The sequence below is a fragment of the Leisingera sp. ANG-S5 genome, from assembly GCF_000813925.1.
Taxonomy (GTDB): Bacteria; Pseudomonadota; Alphaproteobacteria; order Rhodobacterales; family Rhodobacteraceae; genus Leisingera.
This window is the reverse complement of sequence record NZ_JWLH01000003.1, coordinates 174,452-198,924: the sequence shown is the minus strand read 5'-3', so window position 1 is coordinate 198,924 and position 24,473 is coordinate 174,452. Positions and strand designations below refer to the sequence as shown.

23 protein-coding genes are annotated in these 24,473 nt (G+C 64.1%); 12 read left to right on the top strand and 11 right to left on the bottom strand.

Annotation, left to right across the window (positions count from 1 at the left end):
- The first annotated feature begins 130 nt into the window (after nt 1–130).
- From minC to RA25_RS05645, 4 genes are all read left to right on the top strand, one after another.
- Complete coding sequence (minC, locus tag RA25_RS05660) at nt 131–880, top strand: septum site-determining protein MinC (protein ID WP_039145568.1); 750 nt, start codon at nt 131–133, stop codon at nt 878–880.
- Nucleotides 880–1,728: a septum site-determining protein MinD gene (gene minD / locus RA25_RS05655; RefSeq protein WP_039145567.1), complete on the top strand. Its 849-nt coding sequence runs from the start codon at nt 880–882 to the stop codon at nt 1,726–1,728. The genes minC and minD overlap by 1 nt, the downstream gene beginning before the upstream one ends.
- A gap of 2 nt (nt 1,729–1,730) precedes the next feature.
- The gene (minE, locus tag RA25_RS05650; RefSeq protein WP_019296751.1) at nt 1,731–1,994 is read left to right on the top strand and encodes a cell division topological specificity factor MinE; all 264 of its coding nucleotides are present in this window, start codon (nt 1,731–1,733) and stop codon (nt 1,992–1,994) included.
- Nucleotides 1,995–2,214: 220 nt separating this feature from the next.
- Entirely contained in the window at nt 2,215–3,666 is a 1,452-nt protein-coding gene (locus tag RA25_RS05645; protein ID WP_039170648.1) for an HD-GYP domain-containing protein, read from the top strand.
- Here the strand turns inward: RA25_RS05645 and RA25_RS05640 are convergent.
- Nucleotides 3,663–4,835, bottom strand: a complete 1,173-nt coding sequence (locus RA25_RS05640) for a threonine/serine ThrE exporter family protein (protein WP_039170647.1) — start codon at nt 4,833–4,835, stop codon at nt 3,663–3,665. The two genes, RA25_RS05645 and RA25_RS05640, sit on opposite strands and share 4 nt — an antisense overlap.
- 93 nt (nt 4,836–4,928) lie before the next feature.
- Nucleotides 4,929–5,873, bottom strand: coding sequence for a hydrogen peroxide-inducible genes activator (locus RA25_RS05635; protein WP_052254170.1), 945 nt, complete (start codon nt 5,871–5,873; stop codon nt 4,929–4,931).
- A 94-nt stretch (nt 5,874–5,967) separates the two neighbouring features.
- Between RA25_RS05635 and RA25_RS05630 the strand changes: the two genes are divergently transcribed.
- Both RA25_RS05630 and RA25_RS05625 read left to right on the top strand, forming a co-directional pair.
- On the top strand, nt 5,968–6,930 hold the full coding sequence (locus RA25_RS05630) for a sodium-dependent bicarbonate transport family permease (RefSeq protein ID WP_019296755.1): 963 nt from the start codon (nt 5,968–5,970) through the stop codon (nt 6,928–6,930).
- A gap of 57 nt (nt 6,931–6,987) precedes the next feature.
- Nucleotides 6,988–7,674 carry a M48 family metallopeptidase gene (locus RA25_RS05625; protein WP_039170646.1) on the top strand — a complete coding sequence of 229 codons (687 nt, stop codon included), beginning with the start codon at nt 6,988–6,990 and terminating at the stop codon, nt 7,672–7,674.
- 29 nt (nt 7,675–7,703) lie between these two features.
- On the opposite strand, the gene RA25_RS05620 is transcribed toward RA25_RS05625, so the two are convergent.
- The 4 genes from RA25_RS05620 to RA25_RS05605 all read right to left on the bottom strand — a co-directional run bounded on the left by RA25_RS05620 (nt 7,704) and on the right by RA25_RS05605 (nt 10,859).
- On the bottom strand, nt 7,704–8,225 hold the full coding sequence (locus tag RA25_RS05620) for a hypothetical protein (RefSeq protein ID WP_241477366.1): 522 nt from the start codon (nt 8,223–8,225) through the stop codon (nt 7,704–7,706).
- Nucleotides 8,226–8,344: 119 nt separating this feature from the next.
- Nucleotides 8,345–8,887, bottom strand: a complete 543-nt coding sequence (locus RA25_RS05615) for an RSP_2648 family PIN domain-containing protein (protein ID WP_039170645.1) — start codon at nt 8,885–8,887, stop codon at nt 8,345–8,347.
- Nucleotides 8,888–8,892: 5 nt separating this feature from the next.
- Entirely contained in the window at nt 8,893–10,107 is a 1,215-nt protein-coding gene (locus RA25_RS05610; protein WP_039170644.1) for an RSP_2647 family RNA methyltransferase, read from the bottom strand.
- A gap of 83 nt (nt 10,108–10,190) precedes the next feature.
- Complete coding sequence (locus tag RA25_RS05605; RefSeq protein WP_039170643.1) at nt 10,191–10,859, bottom strand: DUF6778 family protein; 669 nt, start codon at nt 10,857–10,859, stop codon at nt 10,191–10,193.
- Between the two features lie 245 nt (nt 10,860–11,104).
- Between RA25_RS05605 and RA25_RS05600 the strand changes: the two genes are divergently transcribed.
- Nucleotides 11,105–12,238: a glycoside hydrolase gene (locus RA25_RS05600; protein ID WP_039170642.1), complete on the top strand. Its 1,134-nt coding sequence runs from the start codon at nt 11,105–11,107 to the stop codon at nt 12,236–12,238.
- Between the two features lie 9 nt (nt 12,239–12,247).
- Here RA25_RS05600 and RA25_RS05595 read toward each other — a convergent pair whose 3' ends face one another.
- Nucleotides 12,248–12,520 (bottom strand): hypothetical protein, encoded by a 273-nt coding sequence (locus RA25_RS05595; RefSeq protein ID WP_039170641.1) that lies wholly within the window; start codon nt 12,518–12,520, stop codon nt 12,248–12,250.
- Complete coding sequence (locus RA25_RS05590) at nt 12,501–15,311, bottom strand: [protein-PII] uridylyltransferase family protein (protein ID WP_039170640.1); 2,811 nt, start codon at nt 15,309–15,311, stop codon at nt 12,501–12,503. Before RA25_RS05590 ends, RA25_RS05595 begins: the two co-directional genes overlap by 20 nt.
- A gap of 475 nt (nt 15,312–15,786) precedes the next feature.
- Between RA25_RS05590 and RA25_RS05585 the strand changes: the two genes are divergently transcribed.
- From RA25_RS05585 to RA25_RS05570, 4 genes are all read left to right on the top strand, one after another.
- A complete protein-coding gene (locus RA25_RS05585; protein ID WP_039170639.1) occupies nt 15,787–16,242 on the top strand; it encodes a DUF2852 domain-containing protein in 456 nt (151 codons plus the stop codon).
- 76 nt (nt 16,243–16,318) lie between these two features.
- A complete protein-coding gene (locus RA25_RS05580; RefSeq protein ID WP_019296765.1) occupies nt 16,319–16,750 on the top strand; it encodes an RDD family protein in 432 nt (143 codons plus the stop codon).
- A gap of 130 nt (nt 16,751–16,880) precedes the next feature.
- Nucleotides 16,881–17,705 (top strand): arginyltransferase, encoded by an 825-nt coding sequence (locus tag RA25_RS05575; protein ID WP_039145549.1) that lies wholly within the window; start codon nt 16,881–16,883, stop codon nt 17,703–17,705.
- On the top strand, nt 17,705–18,088 hold the full coding sequence (locus RA25_RS05570) for a VOC family protein (protein ID WP_039145548.1): 384 nt from the start codon (nt 17,705–17,707) through the stop codon (nt 18,086–18,088). The genes RA25_RS05575 and RA25_RS05570 overlap by 1 nt, the downstream gene beginning before the upstream one ends.
- A gap of 152 nt (nt 18,089–18,240) precedes the next feature.
- On the opposite strand, the gene RA25_RS05565 is transcribed toward RA25_RS05570, so the two are convergent.
- The 3 genes from RA25_RS05565 to RA25_RS05555 all read right to left on the bottom strand — a co-directional run bounded on the left by RA25_RS05565 (nt 18,241) and on the right by RA25_RS05555 (nt 22,751).
- Nucleotides 18,241–20,595 carry a TRAP transporter large permease gene (locus RA25_RS05565; protein WP_039170638.1) on the bottom strand — a complete coding sequence of 785 codons (2,355 nt, stop codon included), beginning with the start codon at nt 20,593–20,595 and terminating at the stop codon, nt 18,241–18,243.
- 15 nt (nt 20,596–20,610) lie between these two features.
- Complete coding sequence (locus RA25_RS05560; RefSeq protein WP_039170637.1) at nt 20,611–21,537, bottom strand: TRAP transporter small permease subunit; 927 nt, start codon at nt 21,535–21,537, stop codon at nt 20,611–20,613.
- A 131-nt stretch (nt 21,538–21,668) separates the two neighbouring features.
- A complete protein-coding gene (locus RA25_RS05555; protein ID WP_019296770.1) occupies nt 21,669–22,751 on the bottom strand; it encodes a TRAP transporter substrate-binding protein in 1,083 nt (360 codons plus the stop codon).
- 282 nt (nt 22,752–23,033) lie between these two features.
- Between RA25_RS05555 and RA25_RS05550 the strand changes: the two genes are divergently transcribed.
- On the top strand, nt 23,034–24,461 hold the full coding sequence (locus RA25_RS05550) for a cache domain-containing protein (RefSeq protein ID WP_039170636.1): 1,428 nt from the start codon (nt 23,034–23,036) through the stop codon (nt 24,459–24,461).
- Nucleotides 24,462–24,473 lie beyond the last annotated feature (12 nt).

Here is a 24,473-nt window from a genome sequence, read left to right as displayed (position 1 = left end):
GCTCCGGCACAGCGCAGGCGCTTGTCCGCCGAACCCGCCCTGCCATGGTTGAACGGCGTATCCCGCAAGGGCTACCCAAGAGAAAAAGGCGCGGCAGCAAAACCCGCCAATCCCCGAGCAGGAGCATCGCGTGAGCGTGCCGCATCAAGACATAAAACCCCGTGGCAGCGCGCCTGCCGCCAGCGTGAAGCCGTTCCAGATCCGCGGGCGCTATTTTACTGCTGTTGCCCTGCGCCCCGAGGACGGGCCGCTGGATCAGGCGTTTTATGCCGCCTTGGACGCGCAGCTGCGCTGGAGCCCGCATTTCTTTGACGGTGCACCGCTGATTCTGGATCTGGCGCAGGCGCCGGGGCTGAACCGGCCTGCTGAACTGCGGGCGCTGGCTGACAGCCTGCGCAGCCGCGACCTGGCGGTGTTCGGGGTGCAGAACGCCACCCCCGCCCAGGCCGCTGCTGCAGAGGACGCCGGGCTGATCACGCTGGCCAGCGGCAAGGATGCGCCGCTGAACACTGGCCCCGGCACCCGCCGTGAAATCCCCAAGAAACTGCGCCCGCCGGAAAATGTAGTGATCACCCGGCCGGTGCGTTCCGGCCAGACGGTGGTGGCCGAGGGCGGCGATCTGGTGGTGGTTGGCCCCGTCAGCTCCGGCGCGGAACTGATCGCGCGCGGCAATATCCATGTCTACGGCCTGCTTCGGGGCCGCGCCATGGCCGGAGCCGAAGGCGATGAGAGCGCCCGCATCTTCTGCCAGCGGCTGGACGCGGAGCTGCTGGCGGTGGCGGGCCTTTACCGGACGAACGAGAATTTGGAGCCGGAGCTATTGAACCGCGCAGCACAGGTTTTCCTGCGCGATGGCCGGCTGTGTGTGGAGGCACTGTAATGAGCAAGGACCTGACATTGGAAGAACCGCTGGGCAAGGTGATCGTTGTCACCTCGGGCAAGGGCGGCGTCGGCAAGACCACAACCTCGGCGGCGGTGGGCGCAGAGCTGGCGCGGCGCGGGCATAAGACTGTGGTGATCGATTTCGACGTGGGCTTGCGCAACCTGGACATGATCATGGGCTGCGAGCGCCGGGTGGTGTTCGACTTCATCAATGTCATTCAGGGCGACGCCAAGCTGAAGCAGGCGCTGATCCGCGACCGGCGCCTGGAGAACCTGGCGGTGCTGCCGACCTCGCAAACCCGCGACAAGGACGCGCTGACCAAGGCGGGCGTCGAGACCGTTCTGGATGAACTGCGCAAGGAGTTCGACTACATCATCTGCGACAGCCCGGCAGGGATCGAGCGCGGCGCCCAGATGGCGATGCATTTCGCCGATGAGGCCATTGTGGTGACCAACCCCGAAGTGTCCTCGGTTCGCGACAGCGACCGGGTGCTGGGGCTCCTGAACAGCATCACCGAGCGGGCCGGCAAGACCGGCGCCGAGCCGGTGAAGGCGCAGGTGCTGATCACCCGCCATGACAAGGCCCGTGTCGACAGCGGCGAGATGATGACGGTGGAAGACGTGCTGGAAGTTCTGGCGGTGCCGCTGCTGGGAATCATTCCTGAAAGCAAGGCGGTGCTGCGCGCCTCCAACCTGGGCGTGCCGGTGGTGCTGGATGATCCGTCTGCGGCAGCGGCCGCATATGAGGATGCGGTGGGCCGGCTGATCGGCGAGCAGATCGAGATGCGGATTGCCGCCGACCCGCGCCGCGGGCTGCTGCAGCGGCTGTTCCGGCGGGCGGTGTAAGAATGTTCGGATTTTCCCTCCGCCCCCGCAAGGCCTCGGCCAGCACCGCCAAGGAACGGCTGCAGATCCTGCTGGCGCATGAGCGCAGCGGCAGCGGCGGCGCCCGCCCCGACTGCCTGCCGCAATTGCAGCGCGAGATCCTGGACGTGATCCGCCGCCACATGCAGATCGGCGACGAGGCGATCGACATCCGCATGGAGCGCGGTGACGAGTTGTCGAGTCTGGAGATCAACATAGAGTTCCCGGGAAAACTGGGTGTGAACTAGGGCCGGGGCCCCTGGGGCGGTGCTGCCCGCCCCGGAAATCCTGGCAAGGGCGGCCTTCCTGCGGCCCTCAAAATCAGAACATGGGGCTGCCTATCCGGCGGCCCTGGAAATTTTACGAAAATCCGGCGCAGAATCCCCACCCCTATCCTGCGCCGGGTCAGGGCAGGTTAACCCTGCCCGTGTTGTCATGGGCCTTCCGCACTTGCCCTGCAGAAGGCCCATGACACATTACACTTCTCCCTACAGTCCCGGTCAGGCCGGCACCGCCGCGCCGCAGGACATCCTGCGGCTTGGTGAACTGCTGGGCGCGCTCAGCCATGCGCTGGACCTGACAGAAGGCCAGCCCAAGGGCCATTGCGTGCGCTGCTGCTGGATCGGCATGCAGGTGGCGGCAGAGCTGGGGCTGGCGCCGCAAGCGCGCTCCGATCTCTATTTCACCCTCTTGATGAAGGATCTGGGCTGCAGTTCCAACGCCGCCCGCATCTGCCAGCTGTATATGGCCGATGATCTTTCCTTCAAACGCAGCTTCAAGACCGTCAGCGGTGTACGCCAGGGGCTGGCGTTCCTTTGGCGCAATACTGCGGCCAATGCGGCGCCCTGGACCCGGCTGAAGACGCTGAAGCAAGTGCTGGCAAAGAACACTGAAATTGCCGGAGAGCTGATTGAGACCCGCTGCAACCGCGGTGCGGCGATTGCCCGGCAGATGCGGTTCTCGGAGGATGTGGCGGAGGGTATCGCCTGCCTGGATGAGCATTGGGACGGCGGCGGTCAGCCGCTGGGCCTGAAGGGCGAGGCGATCCCGCTGTTCGCGCGCATTGCGCTGATGGCGCAGGTGGCGGATGTCTTTGCCACCGATCTGGGGGCGGAGGCCGCCGCGGAGGAGCTGGAGCGGCGCGCAGGCAGCTGGTTCGACCCGGATCTGGTGCCGGTCTTCACCGCTGTGCTCCGGCGGCCGCGGTTCCTGCCTGACCTGCAGGACCCCGGGCTGGAGGCCGAAGTCTTTGCCACCCCGCAGGCGCAGCACATCCATGCCGTTGACGAGGAGTACCTGGATGAGATCGCCCGCGCGTTCTCGCTGGTGATCGACGCCAAGAGCCCCTTTACCCACGGCCATTCGCAGCGGGTGGCGCGCTATACCGGCATGATCTGTGACCAGCTGGGATACACGCCGGAACGGCGCCGCTGGATGGTGCGCGGGGCGCTGTTGCATGACATCGGCAAGCTGGGGATCTCCAACACCATTCTGGACAAGCCCGGCAAGATGACGGACGAGGAATTTGCCCTGATGAAGCGGCACCCGGTGCTGGGACATGAGGTACTGAGCCGGATACATGCCTTCCGCGAATTGGCGGATGTGAGCGCGGCGCATCACGAGCGGCTGGACGGCAAGGGTTACCCCTATGGCCTGGACGCCAGCCGCCTGACCCAGGAAATGCGGGTGATGGCGGTGGCCGATATCTTTGATGCGCTGACCGCCGACCGCCCCTACCGCGCGGCACTGCCGCTGGAGAAGACCTATGCCATCATGGATGACTTGGCAGGCCCCGGCATCGATCCCGACTGTTACGCTGCGCTGCAGGATGCGGTGACCGCCAGCGGCTGGCCCTCAGCCTCTGACGCGCCCCTGACTGGCGGTGAATGGGAACTGCCGGCGGCTGAGCGCAGCGCCTAGCTGGCGAGGTTGCGGTTCTTCTGTGAATAAAGCGCCAGTGCCGTCACCTGCCCCGCCACGATGGCGGAGAACATCAGAAGCGCCGACAGGCCGATGCTGGCATCCGCCATCAGGGTTTCGTTGAACAGCGACTGGGTGGCGCTCATCAGCACCCGGCTGCCGGGAACCAGAATGAGGATGCCCTGCACGATGTAGATGGCGCCGGTCAGGTTCAGCGTCTTAGCGAGCCAGGTGCCGTAAAGGGTGATGCACATGGCGGTGACCCAGGTGCCGACGATCCAGCCGCCGCCGAAGCCCAGGTAGAGCGGCCCCCACATGCCCAGCACGGTGACCGGCAGCGCCCGCAGGATGTCGGCCAGCCGGGCGTTGAAGATCACCCCGATTGAGAACGACAGCGCCGGCAGCGCCAGAAAGGGCATCCACCACAGGACTTCGTTCACGTTCGCCACCTGGGGCGTTGTTCCCCACAGCGCCGCACCGATACTGACGCCGATGTAGATGCCGATAAACAGCTTCATCAGCACAAAGATCGACTGTGCAAACAGGCTGGAGCCGGAAATCACGTCGTTGAAGGCAAGGCATTCCAAGGAGTTGGCAATCGACAGCCCCGGCACGAACAGCACAATGGCGGCGATGCAAGTGCCCCAGACCGGCACCTCCACCCCCATGCTGCTGACCAGCGACACGGTGAGGCCCGCGACCAGCGCCGACAGGAACTCCACCAGGATTACCCGGTCGCCGCGGCAGAACAGCTGGCAGAGCCAGACCAGCAAGCCGAGCACCGCTGACAGGGCAATGGTGGTCAGTGCGCTGCCGATCAGGGTCAGGAAGGCGGGCGGGATGGCGATATTGGCCAGCATGATCAGCCAGCCGGGATAGCGGCCCGGCTCCTCGATCCCCGGGTCCTCAACCGCGTTGATGCGGATGATGGTGCGCGCCAGCAGGCTGAGGTTGATCTGGGCGGGCTCCAGCCGGCGGATGATGAACTGGTTGTCCTCGTCCGGGAACTGGCAGGAAATAGAGGTGGGGGTCGCCTGCACGATCACGTTGATGCCCTGTTTGCGGGCATAGAACTGCAGGTACTTCTCGATCTTGTAGGGCGCACAGCCGCTGCGGTGCAGGGTCTCGCCGGTGTCGGCGATATTGCGGAGCTGAGAGAGCGGTGCCATGTGCCGGAAGCCGTTGTTATCTGGTGTCTTTGGGAACGCACCCCATACTGGATGCGGGGCGGTGCAGCGAGTGCGGTTTTTGCATGGCTGCTATCACTGGACGTCAGGGCTGGCGGCAGGCTCCGCTGCGCCAGTGCTGAGGCCAAATTCGCGGGCCACATCCAGCAGCGCGGCGCTGACGAAGCCGGTGCCGGCCTGGCTTTCCTCCCCTGCCCGCTGCAGCAGCGCGATGTCGCGGCTGGCGCCTTCGGCCGCCAGCGGGCGGAAGATCACCTCGCTGTGGCCCTTCGGCTGGCGCAGGGTGTAAAGCTCCGGCAGCACCGCAATGCCCGCGCCGGAGGCCGCCATCAGGCGGATCGAATCGAGGCTGGTGCCCTCGTAGTCGTCGGCCACCACCCCGCCAAAACCCGAGGCCAGCGCATAAACGATACGCGACAGCCGGTGGCCGCTGTCCAGGGTCAGAAAATTGCGACCCCGCAGGGACTTGCCATCAACAGGACCAGCCTGCTCCGCCAGCGGATCGTCCAGTGCGGCAGCGATCCACAGGCGTTCGTTGAACAGCCTGACTTGGTGGGTGTTGGGGTGATCCTCCGGCGTGGAGATGATCATGTCGAAGCGTCCCGCCTTCAGCCCCTGCTCCAGGTCGCGGGTGTTTTCCTCGCGCACGATGACACGCAGGCTGGGCTGGGTGCGGTGGATGGCGCTGACCGCTTTGGGCAGCAGATAGGGTCCGATCGAGGGCAAGACCCCCAGCCGCAGCCGCCCGCCGAACGGCACGCCGCCGGTAACGGCCGCACGCAGGTCGTCGACCTCTCCCAGTATCCGCTGCGACCGGCGGATCACCTCTGCCCCCATTGCGGTGGGCTGGGCGCCGGCGCGGCCGCGTTTGAACAGCCGGGTGCCCAGATCCTCCTCCACCGCGGAAATCTGCGCCGAAAGGCTGGGCTGGCTGACGTTCAGCGCCTCCGCGGCCAGGCCGAACTGGCCGAGCCGGGCCACGGCGACAATGTACTCGAGCTGACGCAGGGTTGGGCGCATAATATAGCCTGATCCTATGTGAAACTTAGAAACAATATATTGGAACTATGCTGCAGTGCAATTCATGAGGGCAAAAAACGGAATGGAGAGACAGATGCCCACCGCCCTCGAAACGCTGGCCAGCAGTTTGCTGGTGCCCACGATCCTGTTCTTTGCCCTTGGCCTGATTGCAGCCTTTGCCCGCAGCGACCTTTCGATCCCCGAAGGCGCAGCCAAGTTCATGTCGCTTTACCTGCTGCTGGCGATCGGCTTCAAGGGCGGCGCCAGCCTGGCCGAGCACGGGCTGAGCCCGGATCTGTTTGCCACCATCCTGGCGGGGGTGGCGCTGTCGTTCCTTCTGCCGTTCCTTGCCTTTGCGCTGCTTAAGGTCTTGACCCGGCTCGACCCGCTGAACGCGGCGGCGGTGGCCGGGCATTACGGCTCGATCTCCATCGTGACCTTTGTCACCGCAACCAGCCTCTTGGAGCTGACCGGGGTGGTCTATGACGGCTACATGGTGGCGGTGGCCGCGGCGATGGAGGTGCCTGCGATCCTGTCGGCGCTGTGGCTGGCACATAGCACCGGCAGCAACGGCGAGCGGCCGGAAGGGTTCTGGCGCGAGCTGCTGGCCAATGGCTCGGTTGTGCTGCTTTTGGGTGCCTTTGCGATCGGTGCGATCACCGGCGGCAAGGGGATGGAGCTGATTGCCCCCTTCATCGTCACCCCTTTTACCGGCATCCTGTGCCTGTTCCTGCTGGACATGGGCCTGTCGGCGGGCCGCAGCCTGATCAAGAACCGGGAGATGCTGTCGCCGGGGCTGTTTGTCTTTGGTGCGGCGATGCCGGTCATTGGCGCGCTGCTGGCCTATGGCGCGGGCTGGGTGGTCGGACTGGGAAGCGGCAGCCTGTTCCTCTTGATGGTGCTGGCGGCCTCGGCCTCATACATCGCGGTGCCTGCGGCGATGAAGATCGCCCTGCCCAAGGCGGAATCGGGCATTTACCTGACGCTGTCGCTGGGGGTGACCTTCCCGTTCAACATCACGGTTGGGCTGCCGCTGTACTACTGGCTGGCGTCCTGAAGCTTCGGGCGGGCGGCACGCCTTGCGCTGCCGCCCGTTCCGGCCCATATCTGAGGCATGCTGCGCCTCTTGCCCATACTGCTGGCCGTTGCCTATGGCCTTGTGATGTACCGGATTTCGATCTGGCGCACCCACCGGGAGCTGGACCAGCGCTCAACCGAGCTGGCTGACCCCAAGCTGAAGCAGCTGACCGACCGGCTGGCGGCGGCTCTGAACGTGGCCCGCATCCCGGTGCATATCTACGAGGTCGACCCGGTGAACGGGCTGGCAGCGCCGGACGGGCGGATCTTCATCACCCGCGGGTTTTACCGCAAGTACCAGAACGGTGATGTCAGCGCCGAGGAGATGGCCTCCGTCATTGCCCATGAGCTGGGCCATGTGGCGCTGGGGCACGCGAAGAAGCGGATGATCGACTTCTCCGGCCAGAATGCGCTGCGCACTGCGCTGATGATGATCCTGGGCCGCTATATCCCCTTTATCGGGCCGTGGATTGCCGGGATGCTGACCGGACTGCTGGCGGCGCGGCTGTCGCGCGGGGATGAGTATGAGGCCGATGAATACGCCGCGGCGCTGCTGACCAAGGCGGGCATTGGCCTGGAACCCCAGAAAAGCCTGTTTGCGAAGCTTGAGGAACTGACCCAGCAACGCGCCGGCATGGCGCCTGCCTGGCTGATGAGCCACCCCAAAACCGAAGAGCGCATCGCGGCGCTGGAGCGGTTGGAAGACAAATGGGCCAAGGGCTGAGGCCGCAGCGGATTTGAGGGGCCGGCCCCTCAAACTCCCCGGAGTATTTCAGAAAAGATGAAACGGCGATACTGAACGTCGTATTCCTGCTTGAACCCTTCGAGCGTGCCGCCTGCCACCAGGTGATCCAGGAAAATCTGCCGCTGATATCCATAGAGCGCGTTCAGGAAGGCCGCTTCCTCCGGCGTCATTTCCCGGCGGGTATAGCCTTGTGCCTCCAGGCATTTGTCCACCGCGCGCCGGGCGCCGTTGGCGCGGATGTGATCCTCGTTCGAGGCGACGATCACCGGGCCGATAATCAGCCCGCCCAACAGCACGCCGGCCACATAACTGCCGGTAACCGCATTCTTACCGCCCTTGGGGGCAACGGGAGCGCACTGGCGGACGGCCTCATGCGCTTCGGAGATCGACTTGCCCGGCTGAGCAGGGACAGAAGGCACCGGCGTCTTGGCGCAGGCGGACAGCCCAAGCACCGCCGCCATGGCCAGTCCGGAGAGGGCACGGGACGGAGAACGGGGGGGCAGTGCGGTGCGGCAAGGTTTGGCTGGCATTTCTGGTCCCTGAAAAATGTTTTAAATAACAGGCTTTTCCGTTTGATAAACGGGAACCGCAGCAGCGGCCAAGCGGAAAGCTGGAAGAATGCCGTGCAAATTTGCAGGCTGTGGTTCTGTTACCGCGCCAGCGCCTTGGCCAGCCGCGGCAGACGGGCTTTTTTCAGGAGCGGGCGGATCTCCCAGCTGCCGCCGGACAGCCGGTTGGCTTCGGCCAGCACCTGGGTTCCCAGCGCCTCCATGCCGATGCTGTCCTGCAGCCAGAAGCGGTAAAGGAGTTCGTCGGGGCCGAGGCGGTCCAGGCCCTCTTCTGCCAAGGTGTGGCGGGGGAAGTCCTTGTTATTGACCGTGACGATGGCGTCGGCGTGGCCTGCTATGGCAGCGGCCAGCACATGGGTGTCAGCGCTGTCGGGCAGCCAGAGACGCGCCTCAACCCCTGGTGCCGGAGCGACCTCCGCCTTGGGCCAGCCCGCGCGGATCAGGGCAATCTCTGCCTTGGCCTGGGCCGCGCCTGCGGGGCCGAGTTTAAGCGCCGCGCGCTCCCACTCCCCCAGGATGCGGGCAGACCAGAGCGGGGTGAAATGGCCGAGGCGCGCCGCCCCCAGCAGCATCTCCCGCATCACCGTGGGATACAGGACGCAAGTGTCGAGGAGCAGCTTCACCCGCGTCAGTCCAGCCGGAAGAAGACGGCCTTCAGATAGCCGCTTTCGGCCAGCTGCGGCAATTGCGGGTGGTCGGGGCCTGCATATCCGGTATGGATGAGCGCCGCCCGGCGGCCTCCCTTGCCGATGCCGCGGGCCGAGGCGTTGCGAAAGCGGGTGAGGTCGGCGGCGTGCGAGCAGGAACAGAGGCCCAGATAGCCGCCGGGTTTCACCAAGGGTGCTGCCAGTTTGGCGACGCGCTCATAGGCGCGCAGACCGGCCTCAAGCGCCTGTTTCGAGGGTGCAAAAGCGGGCGGGTCGCAGATGACGACGTCGAAGGTTTCGCCCTCCTGCCCCAGCGCCGTCAGCACGTCGAAAGCATCGCCCTGGCGGGCAGTGAACTTGTCCTTGAAACCGCCGGCCTCGGCCCCCTGCGCGGCCAGTTCCAGCGCGGCGGCGGAACCGTCGACGCAAGTGGCCTGCCCTGCCCCGCCTGCCAGCATCGCCAGGCCAAAGCCGCCGACGTGGGAAAACACATCCAGCACCTTGGCGCCGGGCGCAGTGAGGCGGGCGGCAAAGGCGTGGTTTTCGCGCTGATCAAAGAACAGCCCGGTTTTCTGGCCGCCAGTGAGGTCGGCCATATAGGTGGCGCCGTTCATCTGCACCGGCACCGGCGCGGCGGGGGCCGCGCCCAGCAGGGTCTGGTTCACGTCATCCAGACCTTCCAGCCCGCGGGTGCGGCCGGAGGCGTTTTTCAGGATCACTTCGGCGCCGGTCACTTCTGCGAGGGCAGCGGTGAGCATATCCAGATGCGCTTCTGCCCAGGCGGCGTTGGGCTGCACCACGCAAGCCGCGCCGAAGCGGTCGATCACCACGCCGGGCAGGCCATCGGATTCGGCATGCACCAGCCGGTAGAAGGGCGCATCATAGAGCCGTTGGCGCATCTCCAGCGCACGGGTGAGGCGAGCGGCGAACCACGCCTGGTCAATTTCCGCCTCCGGGTCGCGGTCGAGCATCCGGGCGATGATCTTGCTTTCAGGATTGACCGAGACCAGCCCCAGCGGGCGCTGCGCCTCATCCTCCAGCACCGCCAGGGTGCCGGGAACCAGCTTGCGGGTGCGGCGGTCGGTCACCAGTTCATTGGCATAAACCCAGGGAAACCCGTGCCGGATGGCGCGGGCGTTGGACTTGGGCTTCATTTTAACGCGGGGGCGCTGGAGCGCATCGGAGGAGGCTGTCATAGGGCTCTCTTATCCCTTAGCCCCGAACAGGAAAAGGGGCCGCGTGGCCCCTCTCCTCAGAACTTTCGCTCGTCGCGCCGGCGTTACTGCAGGGCCTGCAGCAGGCCCAGGCGGGGATTCTTGTAGCTGCCGGGTTTGATCAGCTCCTGGCGGATCACGTTGGACAAATGGCCGGTGATGCGGACCTTCTGGGTTTGGCCGCGCGCCATGGCTTCCAGTGCGCGGGCGCCGCCAAAGGCCTTGAGGTCAGCCTCGATCACCTTTTCAGGCCGCAGCAGGGCGCCGGTGGCCGGGTCCGTCAGCCGCATCTTGAAGGTGATGGCGTGAATGCCGCCAGTGGTATAGCGCGCCTTCTGCGTCAGCGCGTGGAAGCGTTGCACCTCGACACTGAGGTGCGCCTTGATCGGGCCGTTCATGGTGGTGGTGCCGCGTTCCATCGCGGCCTGCACGATCGCCTGCACCTGTGTGTAGCGGTCGCCATGAGGATCCTCGCGCCATACGATGTCGCCCTTGGGCAGATAGCTGTTGGATTCCGAGACCTTGAGACTGCGCGGCACCGACACGGTAACACGGCTGACGCGCAGAGCCGGAACCGGGTCCGCCTGCGGCAGTGTCTCATACCCGTCAGGCACGCTGATTGCGGCGTCGGGCATAGGCTCAAACGGGAGGTTCCGGGATGGCAGATCCACCTGTGCACAGGCAGAAACCGCCAGCCCGAGGGCACCAAGTGCAAGACTGCGAATGATCTTCATGGGTCAGCTCCTTGCCGTATAAAGCCGCCGCCGGGTGAGGGTCCGGAGGGCGGGGTCAATGGCAAGGTGCCGGTCAATCCGGGCAGAATTGGGACAATTTACGTCCAATTTAGCGAAAAATTAACGAATGTTGACGCTCCGTTTACTGTCGGCATCAGCAAGGCAGAAACCCGATGTGCGCCCAGCCGCTGCTGCCGGTTCGGTGCGGCCCGAAGCTGTGGTATGCTTGAGGGCCGGAGGCTACCATGACTCTATCTGCAAGACTTCTAATCGGCACGACAAAAGGCGCCTTTGTTCTGACACCGGACGGCAAGGGCTGGAGCGTCTCCGGCCCGCACTGCGACGGCTGGTGCATCAATCATGTGATCGGTGATCCGGACAGCGGCATGGTGTGGGCGGGCGGCGGCGGCGACTGGCCCGGTGCCGGGGTCTGGCGCTCTGCAGATGGCGAGGCCTGGGAGCTGAGCAAACTGTCCAATGGCCAGATTGATGAGTGGGCGGCCTCGGACCCGGAAACAGCGGCGTTTTTCAATTGGGAGCCAGTGGAGGTGCCTTTTGAGGATCTCAAGGCCGTGTGGTCGCTGCACCACGCGCATGGGGTTTTATACGCAGGCACCAATCCGGCCACGCTTCTATCCAGCAGGGATGGCGGCAAAACGTGGGAAAGGAATGCGGCGCTCGACGGCCATCCGTCGCGCGAGAGCTGGAACCCCGGTGCGGCGGGGCTGGTTTTGCACACGTTGCTGAGCGATCCGGGCCATGCGGCCAAGCTGTGGCTTGGCATCTCAGCCGCCGGGGTCTTTGCCACAGAGGATGGCGGCAACAGCTGGGAGCGGCGCAACCGCCTGTCCAACGACACGCTCTGCACGGAACATCATCACCCGGCAGCACCGCGCAACGGCGAGACCGGCCATTGCGTGCACAATTTGCAGCGCGGCCCGGGCGATCTGCTCTATCAGCAGAACCATCACGGCACCTACCGCAGCACCGATGGCGGCCGCACCTGGAGCGATATCACCGCCGGTCTGCCCTCCACCTTCGGTTTTCCCATTGCGGTGCATCCGCAGGATCCGGATACCATCTGGGTGCTGCCGCTGAACGGTGATGCCGCCGGGCGGTTTCCGCCGGATGCCTCGGCGGCGGTTTGGAAGTCCACCGATGGCGGCGAGACCTGGAAGGCCAAACGTGACGGGCTGCCGCAGGGCGCGTGTTTCTTTACCGTGCTGCGCCAGGCGATGGCGACCGATGCAGCGGCGGGCGTCTATTTCGGAACCAACTCGGGCTCAGTCTTTGCCAGTTTTGACGAGGGCGAAAGCTGGTCGGAAATCGCCCGGCACCTGCCCACGATTCTGTCTGTTGAGACACTGAGCCTCTGGTAGCCGTCTGCCCTAGCGCTCGCGCGAGCGCCAGCCGCCGCGGCGGCGCGGTTTTTCCGCACCTTGCAGCCCGTCACGCAGCACCGCGGTCATTGGATGCTCCGGATGCGCATTGCCATAGAGATCCAGCAGCGCCTGAATATCCGTGCGGCTGTCGCGGGCAGCGTCCATGCCCAGCGCCCAGTCAAAGAAGATGCTGCGGCATTGGGAATCGCTGATGCCCTCGATCCGGTAGGCCTCGTAGATCAGACCGCGCGGGTCCTGTTCAGTGCTGCCCTTCTTCATCCGCCGCTTCCCTTTCCAAGGTTTCGCCAATCAGCGCAGCGCAGCGGCTGTAGCGGTCTTGCAGTTCCTGTTCCAGCGCCTCCAGATGGTCAAATCCGGTGGTGCGGCAGAGGAACTGCGCCCCGCCCTCCCCCATGGTTTCGGCATCAATAGCCTTGCCGGAGAGCAGCCGCGCTGCGCATTGCACGGCCCAGAATAGACGGTAACCATCAGCAAGGTATTCTGCATCCGCGTCATTCAGCCATCCGGCAGCGACAGCGCCGCGAAGACCGGAGGCCACATCGCGGGCAGCGAAGGCGGAGGTGAGCGTGCCGGCCTGTGACAGCAATTCGATATCCATCATCCGCCCCGGCCCGTTCTTGGCGTCCCAGACGCCAGCGGGAGTCTTGGCCGCAGCGAGGCGTTCGCGCATCTGCGCCACTTCGCGCAGGACCTTGCCGCTGTCGCGCGGTTCCGACAGGAAGCTGGTGCGGAAGTCCTCTATTTCGGTGGTCAGGGTGCGGTCGCCGGCGATGGTCCGGGCGCGGGTCAGGGCCAGATGCTCCCACACCCAGGCTTCGTTCTGCTGATACTGAGTGAAGCTTGCAAAGCTGACCGCGACGGGGCCCTGGGTGCCCGACGGACGCAGGCGCATGTCGACCTCGTAAAGGCGGCCCTGCGCCATCGGTGCCGACAGCGCGGTGACAAAGGCCTGCGTGAGGCGCGCGAAATAGGGTCGCGTGGCCAGCGGGCGCTTGCCGTCGGACATCTCCACGCCCTGGGGATCGTAGATCACGATCAGGTCGAGGTCGGACTGCGAGTTGATCTGCCCTGCCCCCATCGAGCCCATCGCCAGCACGGCGGCGCCACGGCCCGGCTGGGGACCGTGTTTTTTGGAGAAATGCGCCAGCACTTCCGGTGCGATGCCTGCAATCACCACCTCTGCCAGCTCGGCATACTGGGCGCCTGCCTGCTGGCCATCGATCAGCCCGCGCAGATGATGCACGCCGATGCGGAAGTGCCATTCCTTGCACCAGCGCCGGGTGGCGTCGAGCCGGGTTTCATAATCGTCTTCCTGCTCCAGCCGCGTCCTTAGCTCTGACTGCAGCCTCTCTGCGCCCGGCCAAGGGTCAAAGAAGGAGCCGCCGATCACCGCGTCAAAAACGCCGGAGTTGCGCGACAGGAAGGAGGCCAGATCACGCGACGTGCCGGCGATGTCGATCAGCAGGTCAATGAGCTGCGGATTTGCCCCGAACAGCGAGAACAGCTGCACACCGGCAGGCAGCCCGGCCAGAAATCCGTCCAGCGCCAGCAGGGTTTCAGCGGGCTTGGCGGTCTTGGCAACGCGGGACAGAAGTTCCGGCTTCAGGCTTTCAAAGATGCGCGCACCGCGTGAGGAGCGCAGCGCCGGATAAGTCGGCCAGCGGGCGATAATGGCGCCGTCCAGTTCCGCGGTATCTTCCGGTATGACAGCAGGCGGTTGAGGCGCCGCACCGGGGGAGAAAAAGCCCTCGGTCAGCTCATGCACCTCTTCCAGCCGTGTCCTGGTTTCGGACTGCAGTTCCGCCGGGTCGCGGTCCATCAGGCAGGCAATACGGGCAATGCCATCCTCGGATTTCGGCATCCGGTGAGTCTGGGCGTCGTGCACCATCTGGATGCGGTGCTCGACTTCCCGATGGGCGCGGTAGTGGGCGGTCAGAGTTTCGGCCACTTCGGGCGGCACCCAGCCCTTGCCGGCCAGTGCCGCCAGACCCTCGACGGTGCCGCGCAGGCGCAGGTCCTCGTCGCGCCCGCCGGCGATCAGCTGGCGGGTCTGAGTGAAAAACTCAATCTCGCGGATACCGCCGCGGCCCAGTTTCATATCGTGGCCCGGCACGTTCAGGGCGCCGCCTGTGCCCTTGTTCTCGCGGATGCGCAGGCGGATGTCGTGGGCGTCCTGGATCGCGGCAAAGTCGAGGTGCCGCCGCCAGACGAAGGGGCGGAGGGTATTCAGGAACCGCTCCCCCGCCGCAATGTCGCCGGCGCAGGGGCGCGCCTTGATATAGGCGGCGCGCTCCCAGGTGCGGCCCAGGCTTTCGTAATAGCGTTCCGCCGCCTCCATCGCCAGGCACACGGGGGTCACCGCCGGGTCCGGGCGCAGCCGCAGGTCGGTGCGGAACACATAGCCATCACCCGTGCGGTCGCTGAGCGCGGCGCACATGTTCTTAGTCGCGCGCACCATGCCCTGGCGCGCCTCGTAGAAATCATCCGGGTCGAAGCGGGTTTCGTCGAACAGGCAGATGAGGTCGATGTCGGAGCTGTAGTTCAGCTCATGCGCGCCCATCTTGCCCATGGCCAGGATACTCAGGCCGCCGGCGGTTTCCACGTCATCCTGCGTGAGGCCGGGCAGCTTCTTGCGGCGGATCAGATTGGCAATCTCCGCCTTGATCGCAACGTCTGCACACAGCGCCCCGAAATCGGTGAGCGCCCCGGTTACCTGCTCGAGGCTCCAGCCGCCCGAGAGGTCGCAAAGCGCAGTCAGCAGCGCCAGCCGCCGCTTGGCCTGGCGCAGCCCCGGTTTCAGCTGCGCAGCTTCCAGCGCGCGGCAATCCGCAAAAACCTGCTGTACTGCGGCTTCCGGATCGTGCAGCGCCTGTGGCAGCCAGCCTGCCTCCCGGTCCGTCAGCTCCTTCAGGTACGGGCTGGACCCGCAGGCCCCGGCGACCAGGTCTGCCAAATCGCCTGAAAGCGCGGGTACCAGCGCGCGCGCCTCGGCGCCAAGCTCCGGATCGTAAGGGCGGGGAATGCGGAAAATCGTCAGCTCAGTCGTCATGGAAACGACACTGTTCCGCAGGCAGGATGCCGTCAATGGGTGAATTGCCGCGCTGCCGCATAGGTTTACCTTGGGTCAGGAATACCCGAATAGGTTAAAATCGAATTTTAAGGTAATGTTAACGTTACGGTTATGCTCCCGTTGCGGAGCCGTTTCGAAGTAAAGAGTGTTTTGTTCCCTGGGGATGCCCGGATTGGTCTGACGGTTTTTGGACAGGTTCCGCCAGCAGCAGTTTCTTAGGCGCAGTTTCCCTTGACCTGGTATCGCAACCGGAGTGTAACCGCGCATCTTCCCCAACAATGTTTGCGCGCGCGGCCGGGTCGCGCCCCTCTTCACTGTAGCAATTGCAGGCCTCTGCCTTCTGCCTCCGAAAAATGTGAAAAAGATTTACATGAGGGCTTGAAAGCCCGCTGGTGGCTTCCGATATGCAATCATGTGAAAGGGATTTACATTCACCGAAACCTGGAGGACCCCGATGACGAGTTTCACCCCGACCGCCCCTGCCGCCCCGATACAGGGCTGGTTTTCCCGCAGCGAAGCCTGGCTGGACAGCAAGGGCAAAGGCGCCTGGATCGCCGCCATGGTCCTGGGTTTCGTGTTTTTCTGGCCCGTTGGCCTGGCCCTTCTCTTCTACATGATCTGGAGCAAACGCATGTTCAGCAAATCCTCCTGCCGCCACCGAAAGTCCTGGGCACGTCACGGTTACTCGGCGATGAAACCCTCCGGCAACAGCGCCTTTGACGCCTACAAGGCCGACACGCTGCGCCGCCTGGAACAGGAACAGCATGATTTTGAGGCCTTCCTGCAGCGCTTGCGCGAAGCCAAGGACAAGGCAGAGTTCGACGAATTCATGGACGAACGCGCCCGCACCGCCGCCAGCGAGGACCTGGAGGACGAGGATGAAGACCGGGGCGAGCCCAAGCGCCACTGATCCAAGCCCCCTCCGGCTGCCCCGCCCACCCGTCTGGGCGGGGCTTCCTAGTGACCATTCAGCAAAGGACCCATGTATGACCGCCCTGCCCGATCCTGACTACCAGGCAGAATTCTATGCGTCTGTTCCCGCCAAGCGGCTGATCGCCTGGATCGTCGACAGCATCCTGATTTTTGCACTCAGCGCCGGTGCCGTGGTGCTGACCGCCTTCACCGGGCTCTTCATCTGGCCGCTTCTGTATCTGGCCGTTGGTTTTGCCTACCGCACCGTGACCATCGCCAACGGGTCCGCCACCTGGGGCATGCGTTTTGCGGGTATAGAGCTGCGCGACGGCGAAGGCCGCCGCATGGACAGCGGCATGGCTGCGCTGCACACCGCGGGCTACACTCTGTCGCTGGCGCTGCCGGTGCTGCAGGTGATCTCGGTGATCCTGATGCTGACCTCCACGCGCGGCCAAGGCCTGACCGACCATTTCCTCGGCACCGTGATGCTGAACCGTCGGGTTTGAATGAAACCGGCAAGACAGCGTTAAACCATTTTCCACAAGACCGCTTGGCGCACCGGAACCGCGTTGCTATCATCCTTGGGACCGCAGGCGATCTGTTCCGCCTGTTCCGCGAAACTGCTGACGGGTTCCGATGCGCCATACTCTTCCGATTGCCCCGCAGTTCTATGTGACTGCGCCGCAGCCCTGCCCCTATCTGGAGGGCCGGATGGAGCGCAAGCTGTTCACCGCGCTGCAGGGCGACGGGGTGGATCAACTGAACAACAGCCTCAGCCAGCAAGGGTTCCGCCGCTCGCAGAATGTGCTGTACCGGCCGTCCTGTTCGGAATGCTCGGCCTGCCTGTCGGCCCGGATCGACGTTGCAGCCTTCAGCCCCAGCCGCAGCCAGAAGCGCACCCTGAAGCGCAATGCGCATCTTGAACGGCGCGCCACCTCACCCTGGGCGACCGAGGATCAGTTTGCCCTGTTCCGCAGCTATCTTGACAGCCGCCACGCCGATGGCGGCATGGCTGATATGGACGTCTTTGAGTACGCCGCAATGATCGAGGAAACCCCGGTGCGCAGCCGGGTGGTGGAATATGCGGCACCCGGCAGCAGCGAACTGACCGCGGTGTCGCTGACCGATGTGCTGGAGGACGGGCTGAGCATGGTCTATTCCTTCTACGCCCCGGACCGGCCTCAGGACTCGCTCGGCACCTTCATGATCCTGGATCACATCAAGATCGCGCAGGAGGCGGGGCTGCCCTATGTGTACTTGGGCTACTGGGTGCCCGGCAGCCAGAAGATGGGCTACAAGGCCAAGTTCTCCGGTCTGGAGATCTATCACCAGAGCGAATGGAAAAAGATGAGTGACCCGACGCAGTTCGAGACGGCCAGCCACCCGCTGTCGACCGATCCGATTGCCGAGCAGGTTGCAAATATCCAGCTGCCTGAACAGCCGATTCACAAGAAACGCTGATGCAATTCCTCCATGCCGTTTCGCTGGTGGTGGCGGATTACGACGCCGCCATCGCCTTTTACTGCACCCAGCTGGGCTGGCAGCTGGCAGAGGATATTGACCAGGGCCGCAAGCGCTGGGTCCGCATCCTGCCGCCTGGGGCCGAACAGGGAAGCCTGATTTTGGCCCGCGCTGAAGGGGCTGAGCAGGAGGCCGTGATCGGCAACCAGTTCGGCGGCCGCGTCGGGCTGTTCCTGGCGACGGATGATTTTGCCCGCGACCATGCCGCGATGCTGGCCAAGGGGGTGATCTTCGAGGAAGAGCCGCGGCATGAGCCCTATGGCACCGTCGCCGTGTGGCGCGATCCCTTCGGCAACCGCTGGGACCTGATCCAGTTCTCCTGAGGCCCCGTGCTGCCTCCTTTTTCATCTTTCCGCAAATACTCCGGGGTGAATGCGCGCCGCGCGCGCAGAGGGGGGCAGCGCCCCTGCCCGTTCCGAACATGCAAAAGGGGCCCGCTCGGGGCCCCTTTTCCGTTTCTTGCCTGCCGCCCGGATCAGTTCGGGATCAGCGCCGGTACGATGGTCACGATCGACGGGAACATCCACAGGATTCCGATGCCCACCACCTGGATCAGCACGAAAGGCACGATCCCGCGGTAGATATGGGCCGTTGTAACCTCTTTCGGCGCCACCCCGCGCAGGTAGAACAGCGCAAAGCCGAAGGGTGGTGTCAGGAACGACGTCTGCAGGTTCACCGCCACCATAATGGTCACCCACTTGGGGTCGAACGAGCCGCCGTAGATCACCGGACCGACGATCGGGATCACGATGTAGATGATCTCCAGGAAGTCCAGCACGAAGCCCAGGAAGAACAAGACCAGCATCACGATCAGGAAGACCGTCATCTCGTTGTCGAAGCTCTTCAGGAACTGCTGGATGTAGTGTTCGCCGCCAAAGGAGATCACCACCAGGTTCAAGAGTTGAGAGCCGATCAGGATGGTGAAGACCATGGAGGTCACCTTGGCGGTTTCCCGCACCACCGGGGTCAGCACGCCGGAGCGGAACAGAACCCAGCAGCCATAGAGCAGGCCGAACAGCGCATAGAGATACATCGCATAGGCTGCAAAAAAGGCGATCCAGCTCTCGACTGAGACACCGCCCTGGTTGACGCGCAGGTCGAAGTTCATGCCGATCAGGATGCACAGCATGACGGCAAAGGTCGACCAGATGATGATCTTGCCCGATTTGCCCTCATCCTGCAGCTTGCGGTAGGCCGCCAGCATAATGGCACCGCCTGCCCCCAGCGCCGCAGCGGGCGTCGGGTTGGTGATGCCGCCCAGGATCGACCCAAGCACCGCAACGATCAGCACCAGCGGCGGGAATACCACCCGGATCAGATCGTTTTTGGCGCAGCGGGCCGCGGCCTCGCGGCAGCCGTAGAGCGCCAGCAACAGCGGCAGCGCGATCCACAGCACCGTCACCCCGGCAGAGGTGGTGGGCGCTATCGCCAACAGATCCACCAGTGCAATCAGCAGGATGCCGATGGAACCCAGGATCAGCGGCTTGGCGTCGCGCGACGGCGCCACGCCGCGGCCAAAGGCCAGCACCAGACCCAGCAGAACCATGATCACGGTGATGCCGGTGCCGATCGGCGCGGCGGACGCGATCTTGGCGTCGCGGGCGGCGGTGATTTCCTCTTCGCTCAGCCGCTTGGCCAGGGCCACGCCGCCAGCCTCGTTGATGGCCTTCTGCTCTTCGACAGCTGCATCCCATGCTTCCTGCCCGTGCAGCTCAATCATAGACGCCTTGCATTCCGCGCCGACATTGGTGCGCAGCGAAGCTGTTTCACCAGCATCCGAGAAGGTGGACACGACAATGTTCTGGCTGCCGATCACGTTGAAGCTGTTCAGCAGGATCGCGCCGCCGATCAGAGCCGCAGGCACGCCCAGGAACCAGATCAGCCCTTCATTGCGGGTGATCACCTCACCGGTGCCGCCCTCAATGTTCACCGCAGGCGCCTTATGCGGGTTCAGCAGCGCATAGCCGAAGGCGTAGGTGGCATAGAGGATCGCCAGCAGGATGCCCGGCAGCAGCGCCGCCTGGAACAATGTGCCGACCGAGACCACCGCCGGCTCGCCCAGGTATGTGAGCGCGTCGGAACAGCCAGCCTCCATCGCGCGGGTCTCCTGCGCAGTGGAGTAGAGGTCGCCTGCCAGGGTACCAAGAAGAACGATCACGATGGACGGCGGAATGATCTGGCCCAGGGTGCCTGAAGCAGCAATCACACCGGTTGCCAGTTCTGGCGAGTAATTGTTGCGCAGCATGGTGGGCAGGGCCAATAGGCCCATGGTCACCACAGTAGCGCCAACGATGCCGGTGGAAGCCGCCAGGAACGCACCCACGACAACAATCGACACCGCCAGGCCGCCGGGCAGCGGCCCGAAGACGCGCGCCATGGTGGTCAGCAGGTCGTTGGCGATCTTGGAGCGTTCCAGCGTGATACCCATCAGAACGAACATCAGCACCGCTAGCAGGGTTTCAATCGACGCTCCCGCCAAAACCCGCTCATTCATCCGGTTGACGATGAAGGAGACGTTGCGGTCCAGCGCCACTTCCCAGCCCTGGGTGAAAACCGGTTCGGCCAGCCTGGGCAAATCCGGGTAGCGGAAAACGGATATCTTATCGGGCCTGATGCCCGATCCCACCAGATCCCGGTAGGCCTGCGACGAGGTGTCGATGGCCTGGTGGATCAGGATGCCGGCGCTGTCCAGCGCAGCGATGATCCCGAAGGAGATGATCCCGGCACCGCCGATGGCAAAAGCCACCGGGAAGCCGGAGAGAATGCCCCCGAAGAGGCAGAAGAATACGATGAGCAGGCCGATCTCGACGCCATCAAGTCCAAATAGCATGTTTCCGACGTCCCTTTAGTGCGTGCCTTCGTAGGCTTCTTCACCCTCTCCAAGGCTGTCCTTGTCGAGGTATTTGTTTTCGCTGCCCTGCCCTTCGACGAACTCCAGGAAGGAGCGGTAGAAGAAGGCGATGGCGTGCAGGAACACCAGGCCTGCAAACAGCACCAGCAGGATCTTGAACAGGAAGTAGGCGTTGAACCCGTTAGGGCTGAAGCCGATGGTCTCCACGTTCCAGCGCAAGGCGCGGGACTTCATCACCAGCCTGTCCAGACTGTCCGAGGCCGAAGGCTTCGGCACGATCAGGTGCCGCCAGAGGAAAAACCAGCCGTACATCCAGGTCAGCACTGCGGCGGGCATCATGAACAAAAGCGAGCCGAGCATGTCGACGACCTTCTTGGCGCGGAAGCTGATGCCGGAATAGATCAGGTCCACCCGCACATGACCGCCCTGCACGAAGGTGTAGGTCACACAAAGGCAGACCACCAAGGCATTGTAGAACTTCAACTCTTCGGCAAACCAGCTGATGTCCTGGCTGAACGGAATGCCAAAGCCAAAGCTGATGTCGGGCCGCGCAAACACCCGCTGCATGAAGACGATGATGATCTGTTGAAGCACCATCAGGAGGCCCGCCCAGGCAAAGAAGCGGCCGACGGTGTTGGCCAGCCCCTCCAGCCCGCGGACCATGCCCCACATGAAGCCGCGGAAGTAAATTCCGATGGCGGTCAGCACAAGGAAGGCGGTGAAGACGACAAAGAAAAACTCGACCGAACCGCCATAGTAGACGAAGCGCATGATCGAGGCCTTGTCGGACCAGTCGAGCCAGAGCTGCGGATGGGTGATGGCATAGCCGAAATTGTAAAAGGCGCCGGCGATATTCTGGACCAGCCAGAGCAATCCGCCCGCTATGGCGCCGAAGAAGGTGAGGCCACTCTCTTCCTGCATGTTTCCCCCGGGGGTCTTTGCTGCGGCGGGTCAGGCGCGCGGCCGTTTGGCCGGCCAAAGTCCCGCGTCACGCAACTGGAAAAGGATCCCCCGCCGCAGGCGGAGGATCCGGTTGATGCCGGTCAGGCGGATCAGCCCAGGACGCGGTCGCGCTGAACGCGGTAGGCGCCTTCGGATTTGGTAATCCAGCCGGAGGAGGCTTTCATCGAAGCTTCAACGCTGTTGCGGATTTTTGCAAACAGCTCGTCGCCCATGAACTCGTCCAGGGTTTCCTTGGTCGCGGAGCCGAAGGCATCCCAGACGCTGTCGGGGAATTCCAGCGTCTTCACGCCGCCGGACTGCAGGCGCTGCAGCGCTGCACCGTTGTTGTTCATGAATTGCGCCAGGCTCCACTGGTGGCCGGCAGCCGATGCCATCTCGATGATCTTCTGATGCGCAGGCGACAGGCCTTCGAACACTTCGCGGTTGGTGGCAACCGACAGCGCCGCGCCCGGCTCGTGGAAGCCGGCGGTGTAGTAGGTCTTGGTGATTTCCTGGAAACCAGCCTTTTCGTCTGCCCAGGGGCCGATCCACTCGGTGCCGTCGATCGCGCCGGAGGACAGCGCCTGATACACTTCGGAGCCCGGGATGTTCTGCACGGATGCGCCCAGTTTGCCCAGCGCCTTGCCGCCCAGGCCTGGCATCCGGAACTTGAGGCCGTTGAAGTCCTCGGGGCCTTTGATTTCCTTGTTGAACCAACCGCCGGCCTGCGGGCCGGTGTTGCCGCCGATGAAGGACTTGAGGCCGAAGATCTGGCCCAGTTCGTCATGCAGCGCGTGGCCGTCGCCGTGGTAGTACCAGTTCACCAGTTCCTGCGGGGTCATGCCGAACGGCACGGCGGTGAAATAGGCATAGCCCGGATGCTGGCTGACGAAGTAATAATCAGCGGCGTGGTACATGTCGGCCTGGCCCGCGGTCACGGCGTCGAACACTTCGAACGCGCCAACCAGCTCGCCTGCGGCCTTGACGTCGATGGTCAGGCTGCCGTCGGACATGGCGGTGATGGTGTCGGCAACGTACTGCGCCGAGTCATGCACGCCTGCCAGACCGCGGCCCCAGGTGGTAACCATGGTCAGGGTGCGGTTGCCCTGGGCATAGGCCGGTGCCGCCAGGGTGCTGGCTGCTGCTGCGGACCCGCCCAGCGCGGATGTTTTCAAGAAAGAACGGCGATCCATTAATTATTCCTCCCATTATCAATTCGGATTGCCCCAGGTCCCCCCAAGGCGGATCGGTTCGAGTGCGGTCAGCCTAGCGGCGGTGAATTTTATGTGAATACCTAGTACTGCGTAGAACGGAACGTTTTTGCCGGTAATTGCAGCAAATCGCATGCATTTCATGCGCGATGTGAAAACTTGCCGCTCATCCATAAAGTGCAAACCACACCTGCCCCTTTGATTCCTCTGGGCGGCTGCGCAATGATTCGGTACACGATTCTGACCCATTCCAGCGGAGTGCTCATGCGCCTGTTCCGTTCTTTGCTGCGCCCCGACTATGCGCAGAAACTATCGCTGCTGATGACCCTGCCCCTGATCGTGGCAGGCACTGCGATTGCGCTGGTGGTGGGTTATCAGTCCCGTGCCCTGGCCGAACGCGAAATTCAGGCGCTGGAAATGCAGCTGCTGGAGGCCAAGAAGGCGGAACTGCGCAACTACGTGACCCAGGCCCGCAACGGCTTTGCCCATATCTACGGCCTGGCGGCGCCGGATGATGCGGCGGCCAAGGAGCAGGTCACCCAGATCCTGAGCGCGATGATCTATGGCAAGGACGGTTTTTTCTTCGTCTACGACTATGACGGCACCAACCTGGTGAGCCCGCGGCAGACCGAATACATCAACCGCAACTGGGCAGGCCTGACCGACAGCGCCGGCGTGCCGGTGGTGGACGAGTTCATCCGCCTCGCACGTGACGGGGCTGGCTGGCACAGTTTCACCTGGGAAAAGCCCTCCACCGGCGAAGAGGCGCAGATGATCGCCTATGTGCTGGGCCTGCAGGACTGGCAATGGGCAATCGGCACCGGCGTCTTCATCGACGATGTGCTGGCCTCGGTGGCCGCCTCGCGGGCGGAGGTGGAGGCCCGGGTGCGGCGCACCTTCTTGTATATCGGCGGCATCACCTTGGTGTCACTGGCGCTGGTCTTTGCCTCCGGCATGTTCCTGAACATCCGCGAGCGGCGGCTGGCGGATGCCAAGCTGAAGGAGCTGACCCAGCGGGTGTTCGACGCTCAGGAAGAAGAACGCGGCCGGGTCGCGCGGGAGCTGCATGATGGCATCAGCCAGCTGCTGGTGGGGGTGCGCTATGCGCTGGACAATACAAGCCGCCGCCTGTCTCGCGGCGACAGTGAGGCGGCCCAGGCACCGCTGGAAAAGGGCACCGACAACCTGCTGACGGCGATTACCGAGGTGCGCCGGATCAGCCGTGACCTGCGCCCGGGGGTGCTGGACGACCTTGGCCTGGGACCCGCGCTGAAGGCGCTGACAGACGATTTCGCTGCCCGCACGGGGATTGAGACCGAGTTTTCCACCGTGGTGTTCCGCAACCGCCTGGACCAGGATTCCAAGATTGCGCTCTACCGTATCGCGCAGGAAGCACTGACCAATATCGAACGCCACGCAGAGGCCACCAAGGTGAGCATCGACCTGCGCGGCCACACCCGCGGCGCCACCATGCGGATCTCTGACAACGGCCGCGGGCTGCCGCCGCGCGACGCCCGCACCGGACCAGGGATCGGCCTGCGCAACATGCAGGAACGGATCGAGCAGCTTGACGGCACCTTGCGCATTCTGTCATCACGGGGCACCCAGAGCGGCACCGTGATCGAGGCAAGCCTGCCCCTGAGCCACCTGCTGCCGCCGGGAGAGGAAGGCGCACCTGCGCAACTGCCGTGATCAGGGGAAGCA

What these genes read in the sequence shown, in the direction of transcription:
- minD (WP_039145567.1), top strand. Translation starts at nt 880, where the DNA reads ATGAGCAAGGACCTGACATTGGAAGAACCGCTGGGCAAGGTGATCGTT.
- minE (WP_019296751.1), top strand. Translation starts at nt 1,731, where the DNA reads ATGTTCGGATTTTCCCTCCGCCCCCGCAAGGCCTCGGCCAGCACCGCC.
- RA25_RS05645 (WP_039170648.1), top strand. Translation starts at nt 2,215, where the DNA reads ATGACACATTACACTTCTCCCTACAGTCCCGGTCAGGCCGGCACCGCC.
- RA25_RS05640 (WP_039170647.1), bottom strand. Translation starts at nt 4,835, where the DNA reads ATGGCACCGCTCTCTCAGCTCCGCAATATCGCCGACACCGGCGAGACC.
- RA25_RS05635 (WP_052254170.1), bottom strand. Translation starts at nt 5,873, where the DNA reads ATGCGCCCAACCCTGCGTCAGCTCGAGTACATTGTCGCCGTGGCCCGG.
- RA25_RS05630 (WP_019296755.1), top strand. Translation starts at nt 5,968, where the DNA reads ATGCCCACCGCCCTCGAAACGCTGGCCAGCAGTTTGCTGGTGCCCACG.
- RA25_RS05625 (WP_039170646.1), top strand. Translation starts at nt 6,988, where the DNA reads ATGCTGCGCCTCTTGCCCATACTGCTGGCCGTTGCCTATGGCCTTGTG.
- RA25_RS05620 (WP_241477366.1), bottom strand. Translation starts at nt 8,225, where the DNA reads ATGCCAGCCAAACCTTGCCGCACCGCACTGCCCCCCCGTTCTCCGTCC.
- RA25_RS05610 (WP_039170644.1), bottom strand. Translation starts at nt 10,107, where the DNA reads ATGACAGCCTCCTCCGATGCGCTCCAGCGCCCCCGCGTTAAAATGAAG.
- RA25_RS05605 (WP_039170643.1), bottom strand. Translation starts at nt 10,859, where the DNA reads ATGAAGATCATTCGCAGTCTTGCACTTGGTGCCCTCGGGCTGGCGGTT.
- RA25_RS05600 (WP_039170642.1), top strand. Translation starts at nt 11,105, where the DNA reads ATGACTCTATCTGCAAGACTTCTAATCGGCACGACAAAAGGCGCCTTT.
- RA25_RS05595 (WP_039170641.1), bottom strand. Translation starts at nt 12,520, where the DNA reads ATGAAGAAGGGCAGCACTGAACAGGACCCGCGCGGTCTGATCTACGAG.
- RA25_RS05590 (WP_039170640.1), bottom strand. Translation starts at nt 15,311, where the DNA reads ATGACGACTGAGCTGACGATTTTCCGCATTCCCCGCCCTTACGATCCG.
- RA25_RS05585 (WP_039170639.1), top strand. Translation starts at nt 15,787, where the DNA reads ATGACGAGTTTCACCCCGACCGCCCCTGCCGCCCCGATACAGGGCTGG.
- RA25_RS05580 (WP_019296765.1), top strand. Translation starts at nt 16,319, where the DNA reads ATGACCGCCCTGCCCGATCCTGACTACCAGGCAGAATTCTATGCGTCT.
- RA25_RS05575 (WP_039145549.1), top strand. Translation starts at nt 16,881, where the DNA reads ATGCGCCATACTCTTCCGATTGCCCCGCAGTTCTATGTGACTGCGCCG.
- RA25_RS05570 (WP_039145548.1), top strand. Translation starts at nt 17,705, where the DNA reads ATGCAATTCCTCCATGCCGTTTCGCTGGTGGTGGCGGATTACGACGCC.
- RA25_RS05565 (WP_039170638.1), bottom strand. Translation starts at nt 20,595, where the DNA reads ATGCTATTTGGACTTGATGGCGTCGAGATCGGCCTGCTCATCGTATTC.
- RA25_RS05560 (WP_039170637.1), bottom strand. Translation starts at nt 21,537, where the DNA reads ATGCAGGAAGAGAGTGGCCTCACCTTCTTCGGCGCCATAGCGGGCGGA.
- RA25_RS05555 (WP_019296770.1), bottom strand. Translation starts at nt 22,751, where the DNA reads ATGGATCGCCGTTCTTTCTTGAAAACATCCGCGCTGGGCGGGTCCGCA.
- RA25_RS05550 (WP_039170636.1), top strand. Translation starts at nt 23,034, where the DNA reads ATGCGCCTGTTCCGTTCTTTGCTGCGCCCCGACTATGCGCAGAAACTA.